Below are 6,369 nucleotides of genomic sequence, written 5' to 3'. Positions count from 1 at the left end.
TGTACGCCCTTGTAGCCGCAGTCCGCCGCCCATTTGGTGATCGCGTCCCAGGAGTTGAATGGCGCCGCATCGCCGGCAAATTGCGCAAGAAAGAGCCCTGGCCCCTTGATGGTCTTCATGTCTCGTCTCCTTCCGTTGAAAAAAGGTCCCGGACAATCGAAGGACGCCTGCGATGCCCTCCATGGGCGCAGGACGACGGGACCGGAAATGTCAGGATGGCCGATCTTGGCCCTCATGCGCCGCTTTGCGCAGATTGAATTCGACAGGCCGAGGCGGCCCACGCCAACTCTGCGGGCCGTCTCTGCCTCAATTCTGGATCAGAATGGCGAATCCGCGAAGTAGAAGTCCTTCGCATTGTCCTTGGTCACGAGGGTGGCGTCGATCGTGTAAACCCCGCGAACCGGAACCTGGCCATAGAAGTTGGCGACCGTCATTTCGAGCGCGGTACCGACCATCGCCGGCGGGTAGAGCACGTCGACCGGGATCATCTTGTCTCCGTCCATGACCTTCTTGATCATTTCCTTCGAGCCGGCACCGGCAACGACATATTGGATATCAGTGCGCTTTGCCTGCTCGATGGCCTGCAATACGCCGACAGCCATGTCGTCGTCCTGGCACCAGACGACATCAATCTTCGGGTACTTGGTCAGATAGTCCTGCATGACCTTGAAGGCATCGTCGCGATTCCAGTTGCCGTATTGGCGGTCGAGGACCTTGACGTTCGAACCCTCGATGCCCTTGTCAAAACCGTCCTGGCGCTGCTGGTCGATCGGGATCGGCAGGCCGCGGATGACGACGACTTCAGCGTCCGGGGTCGTTGCCTTGATGTATTCGCCAGCGACCTGGCCGAGGGCCGGGTTGTTGCCGGCAACATAGAGATCGCGCACGGAGTTGTCGTTGACGCTCGGCGCACGGTCAACCAGGGCGACGAAGGTCCCCTTACCCTTCACTTCCTTGATGGCATTGACCAGCGGATCCGGATCGGTCGGCAGGATGACGAGAGCGTCGATGCCCTGCGTCTCGAGGTCCTGAACGGCGTTGGCCTGGCTTGCCGGATCCGGCGAGGTCTTGACGATAACGTTCAGGCCCGGATTGCGCTCCATCAAGACCTTGGCGACCCGTTCGGCATGGAAGACCACGCCGGCGGTCCAACCGTGATCGGCCGCCGGGATCGACACGCCGATCGTCACTTTCTTTTCCTCCTGTGCATGCGACACGCCGGCAAGCGCGGTCATGGCTGCGAGCGTCAGGCCGAATAGCTTCTTACGCATTAAGTTCCTCCCAAATATCAGGTCAGCCTGTTGAAGGCCGGGAGACCTGTGGACCCGGCCGTCTCACGATTTCCGCACCAGCGAGCGCTGGACGAGCATCGCAATGATGATGATCGCACCCTGGATGGCGCCGATCAGGTATTCGCTGATGAAGTTGGACAGCAGCATGATGTTGCCGACCAGTTCGAGGATGAATGCGCCGCAGATCGTGCCCCATACGCGCCCCGCGCCACCTTTCAGCGCCGTGCCGCCGACGACGACGGCGGTAATCGCCTGCAGCTCCCACAGGATGCCCGTCGTCGCCGAGGTCGAACCGAGGCGCGGCACATAGAGGAGAACGGCGGCGGCGACACACAGGCCCTGGATGACGAAGGCGATGGTGCGTACGCGATTGACGGAAATGCCAGAATAGCGCGCGACGTCGCGGTTGGATCCGACGGCGACGACATGGCGGCCGTAGCGCGTGCGATAGAGGATGAAGGCAGCCACGGCAGTCACCGCAAGGATGGCGACGATCGGAACCGGCACGCCGGCGATCGTGCCGAAATACGCGGGACGGTACATCTCCTGAAGTTGCGGCTCCTTGAGCGTGATCGCTCCGCCCTGCGAAAGCCACGTGGTCAACCCGCGATAGATGCCCATGGTGCCGAGCGTCGCGATGAACGGCTCGATCTTTCCGACGGTCGTGATCAGACCGTTGGTGAGGCCGCAGAGCGCGCCGGCGACGATGGTAAAGAGGATCGCAGCCAGCAGCATCAGTACCGGATCGGCGATGACGCCGGAATTCATGAACAGGATCATCAGGCTGGCGATGAAGGCGACCATGGCGCCAACGGAGAGATCGAGATCCCCGGACGAAATCACGAAGGTTGCACCGACGGCGATGATCGCAATGAAGGCGCTGCGCGTTGCGACATTGGCGAGGTTGTTGATGCTGATGAAGTTCGGATTGACCAACGCTCCGACAAGTAACAGCAGCGCCAGCGCAACGAACGGCGCCACGGCCCTCAGATCGATGTCACGCCAGCTGCGACGGCGGATCGCCTCCTGGCCGCTTTCCTGGTTCACGCTCATATCCAATCGAACCTCCGTCCCATCTGTCGGGCTTATCCATGATGTCGGCGCCCCAACGGGCTGCCCGGTGTGGGCTCAAGCGGCCGTCTTCTTCTTCAGCCCGGCCGCGTAGCGCATGATCTCCTGCTCGGAGATCTCGTCGCCCTCGAGAATGCCGGCGATATGCCCCTCGCGCATGACCACCACGCGGCTGCAAAGTCCGATGATTTCGGGCATTTCGGACGAGACGACGATGATCGCCCGGCCATCCCGGGCAAGCGCCGAGATGAAGTGATAGATCTGCTGTTTGGTGCCGACATCGATGCCGCGCGTCGGCTCATCGATGATGATGATGCCAGGATCGGTTTCCATCACCTTGGCGAGAAGCAGCTTCTGCTGGTTGCCACCGGACATGCGCCCGGCGACTATCCTGTCGTCCCTGACGCGGATGTCGAAGCGGCGGCGTGCCCTGACCAGAGCCGCATCCTCGCTCGCGGGATCGAGATAGCCTAGACGGCTATGCCGGCCGAGCGACTGCAGCGTCAGATTCGCCATCATGCCGGCATTGAGCAACAGCCCTTTGGCCTTCCGGTCCTTGGTCATGTAGGCGAGGCCGGCCTTGTTGACCGCATGGACATCACCTGACGGCACCGGCTGGCCACGAACCAGCACCTCGCCTGTCAGGTGCGAACGCAGCCCGACGATCGCTTCCATCAATTCCGTTCGGCCTGAGCCGATCAGCCCCGAAAAGCCGAGAATCTCGCCGCGACGGACCTCGAAGCTCGCATCCCGGACATAGCCGGTCGATACGGAATTCACCCGCAACACGACCTCCTCGTCGACGTCGGGTTCGGTCTTGGCAGGATAAAGGCTCGAAAGTTCGCGGCCGACCATCAGCTGGGCGATCGCCTCGCCGTCGAGGATGGACGTGGGCGCCGTCTTGATCCATTGGCCGTCGCGCAGCACGGTCACGCGGTCGGTCAATTCCATGACCTCATCGAGCTTGTGCGAAACGAAGACGAAGCTCGTGCCCTTGTCGCGCAGCTTGCGCACGAGCCGGAACAGGAAGTTCGTTTCCTCGCGCGAGAGCACGGCCGTCGGCTCGTCCATGAAGACGACCCGCGCGTCACGGCTGATGGCCTTGGCGATTTCGACCATCTGTTTTTCGGCGATCGACAAAGAGCCGATCATCGCGCGCTCGTCGACATGCGAGCCGAGAAGGTCGAGAACACGGCGCGTTTCCGCACGCATGAACTTGCGGTCGAGGACGCCGAAACGAGTTACCTCGCGACCGAGAAAAAGGCTCTCAGTGACCGTGAGATGTTCGGCCAGGTTGAATTCCTGATGGATCATGACGATGCCGAGCGCTTCCGCGGCTCCATTGGGCGGCAGCTTCACCGACTTGCCGTCGAACAGGATCTCGCCCGAGGTCGGCTGTTCAAAACCGGAGAGAATCTTGACAAGCGTGGATTTGCCGGCGCCGTTCTCGCCCATCAACGCGTGAATCTCGCCTTGGCGCAGCTCGAAATCGACGCTGAACAGCACCTGCACGCCGCTGAACGACTTGCTGATGCGGCGTGCAGACAGCACGACGGGAGCGCCGTCGACGACCTCCGTTTTCATATTCCCCTCCCTGCGGCCTCCACCGCTTTCTCGGTGATGTAAACCTTTACACTGGCGACTGTAAAGGTTTACATGATCATCGATCGAGAATTTTTTTGCCTCGCGGCGTTTGATCGTCGAGCAAGTCTGTGTAGTGTCCTCGCAACAAAGCCCGAGGCCAACCGAGTGTCCAATTCCACGCCTGCAACTATCGAAGACGTCGCCCGGATCGCCGAAGTGTCGATCGCGACCGTTTCGCGGGCCATTCACATGCCGGAGAAGGTTGCCAAATCAACGCGGCTCAAGGTCAATCAGGCGATCGCGATCACCGGCTACACCACCAATGCGATGGCGCGCAGCCTGAGGCTGGGGCGGTCGAACATGATTCTCGTGGTCGCACCCGACATCGGCGACCCGAATTTTTCGAGTATTCTGGTCGGCCTTGAAAACGAAGCGCGCGCTCACGGCTACGGCGTGCTGATCGGCCATACCCAGAACGATGCGCAACGCGGACTGGAGTACCTCAAGTTCTTCAATTCCTACCAGGCCGCCGGGCTGATCCTGTTCACCGGCATCCTTCCCTTCGGCCATCAGGCCGTGACAGCCCGCCTGCCTCCGAGTGTCGGCGTGTTCGAACCCGTCTTCAATGGGGGCATTCCCTATGTCGGGGTTGATGACGTCGAAGGCGCACGCAAAGCCGTCGATCTGCTCATTTCCGAAGGCCACCGCCGGATCGCATTCATCGGAGACTCCAACACGCGTCTTGCCTATCGTCGACGCCGCTTGGGATACGAGGCGGGACTTGCCGCAGCCGGCATCCCCTCGAATCTGGTCCTAGAGGGCGATGGGACGGTTGAAAGCGGCCGACTGGCGCTGGAGCAACTCTTCATGCGCGACGATCTTCCGACAGCCTTCATGTGTGTCAATGATCAGACCGCGCTTGGTGTCGCGCTTGGCCTCAAGGCTCGTGGCTACGAAATACCGGACGACTTTTCAGTGACCGGTTTCGATGACATCCCGCAAGCAAGCTTCATGACCCCTTCTCTGACCACGGTCCGCCAGCCACGCACCGCAATCGGCAAGCACGCGATGGCGTTGCTCCTCGCTATGCTTTCAGACCGTGCTGCCCCCGAAACCGAGATCCTGCTGAGACCCGACCTGGTCGTGCGCAACTCCGTTGGCCCTCCGCCTGGCGGGAAAAAACGCTGATCTTATCCGTGCCGACGGGGTGATCGCCGCTGAGGCGGTATCCTCAGACGGCGTCAGCCGAACCCGCCCCGTTGAATTTGCGCTGTAGCACCCGTTAGTACCGATTGGCGCGCCTGGCCTGCTAAACTCCTTCCATTGGTACCCGACGAGCCCCCGCGACCTCTACGGCATGCTGCTGCGCTGCGAGAAGAGACTCAGCGCCGCCTGACATCGCCGATAAAAATGCCCCCGCCCGTGTGGGCGAAACCACCGATCAGGACGCCGACCGATCGCCGATCCCTTCACCCTCTGGCAAGGAAAGATTGCATGCCCGCAATTTGCCGAGACATTGTCGCCCACTGACACTTCTGCGGGTCGCCTTGCGGGGACCTACCAGTCCGCGCTCGGCCCCAATTGAGGCGCCGAAAATCCGTTCTTGCCGCGTCCCGGGCGTTCAGATCAAAGGCAGTGACGCGAACTCTCCATCCGACTGAGACGACTGGAAGCCGGCAACATTTCGCCCAGTCTGGATGCCTTCTATCCTTCGCCTTGAACGGAATAGAACCGGCGCCTCGACACCTTCCATAACGAAAGTCCGGCGTGGCCCAGGCATCCGCCAGACCATTTATCCTCAAGGATTCGCGGCCAGGGGCACGAACAATCCAAGCTTAATGTCCCGCAGCACTACATTGGTATGCATGCGCCGGATCTGCGGGTTTTCCGCCATGATCAGGGCGGCGATGTCGTCATAATGCTCGACGTCGCGGGCGGTGACGATCGCGATCAGATCGACGGCGCCGGTGACGTAATAAACCTGCTGGATATGATCCTGCTTCTCCGCCCAAACACGAAACTTCGCCAGCGCGTCGTAATTGTCCCGCTCGATCTCCATGCCGACGATGAACACCATCGATGTTCCCGTCGCCTTCCGGTCGACCACGGCGACCTCGGCCTTGATGATCCCCTCCTCGCGCAGCCGCTTCAACCGCCGCTGCACGGCCGAGACCGACAGGCCGATCCGCTCGGCAATCGCTTCGGCCTTCAGCTGGCAGTCGCGCTGAACGATATCGAGAATGTCGCGGTCAAAACGATCCAGTTGTTCCATTGTCCTGTCCACTTCGAACTCTCCGCGCAGCTGCATTCTGCCGTGTTCGCCGCGCGAAAAAGATTATTTTGCATAGAATATGCAAAAGAGATGGAAATTGCGCGAAAAAACCGCGCAATTTATCATTATTCTTCGCAACTTCAGTTCAGC

At 60.8% G+C, this 6,369-nt stretch carries 5 protein-coding genes and 1 pseudogene; 1 reads left to right on the top strand and 5 read right to left on the bottom strand.

The window, feature by feature from the left end; all coding sequences use genetic code 11:
* The 4 genes and pseudogenes from BBX50_RS29865 to BBX50_RS12600 form a co-directional block, all read right to left on the bottom strand.
* Window positions 1–119 (bottom strand): annotated as a pseudogene (locus tag BBX50_RS29865) (sugar phosphate isomerase/epimerase); the annotation flags it as partial.
* Between the two features lie 198 nt (window positions 120–317).
* Window positions 318–1,271, bottom strand: coding sequence for a substrate-binding domain-containing protein (locus BBX50_RS12610; protein WP_065775669.1), 954 nt, complete (start codon window positions 1,269–1,271; stop codon window positions 318–320).
* A gap of 63 nt (window positions 1,272–1,334) precedes the next feature.
* Window positions 1,335–2,345, bottom strand: a complete 1,011-nt coding sequence (locus tag BBX50_RS12605) for an ABC transporter permease (RefSeq protein WP_065775668.1) — start codon at window positions 2,343–2,345, stop codon at window positions 1,335–1,337.
* 75 nt (window positions 2,346–2,420) lie between these two features.
* Window positions 2,421–3,947 carry a sugar ABC transporter ATP-binding protein gene (locus BBX50_RS12600; protein ID WP_065775667.1) on the bottom strand — a complete coding sequence of 509 codons (1,527 nt, stop codon included), beginning with the start codon at window positions 3,945–3,947 and terminating at the stop codon, window positions 2,421–2,423.
* Between the two features lie 165 nt (window positions 3,948–4,112).
* On the opposite strand from BBX50_RS12600, the gene BBX50_RS12595 reads away from it, so the two are divergent.
* On the top strand, window positions 4,113–5,135 hold the full coding sequence (locus BBX50_RS12595; protein ID WP_065775666.1) for a LacI family DNA-binding transcriptional regulator: 1,023 nt from the start codon (window positions 4,113–4,115) through the stop codon (window positions 5,133–5,135).
* A gap of 610 nt (window positions 5,136–5,745) precedes the next feature.
* On the opposite strand, the gene BBX50_RS12590 is transcribed toward BBX50_RS12595, so the two are convergent.
* Window positions 5,746–6,219, bottom strand: coding sequence for an Lrp/AsnC family transcriptional regulator (locus BBX50_RS12590; protein ID WP_065775665.1), 474 nt, complete (start codon window positions 6,217–6,219; stop codon window positions 5,746–5,748).
* Window positions 6,220–6,369: the final 150 nt, after the last annotated feature.

It is taken from the genome of Ensifer sp. LC11, assembly GCF_001695835.1.
Lineage (GTDB): Bacteria > Pseudomonadota > Alphaproteobacteria > Rhizobiales > Rhizobiaceae > Ensifer.
The sequence above is the reverse complement of the archived record's forward strand: the minus strand, read 5'-3'. Positions and strand labels throughout refer to the sequence as shown.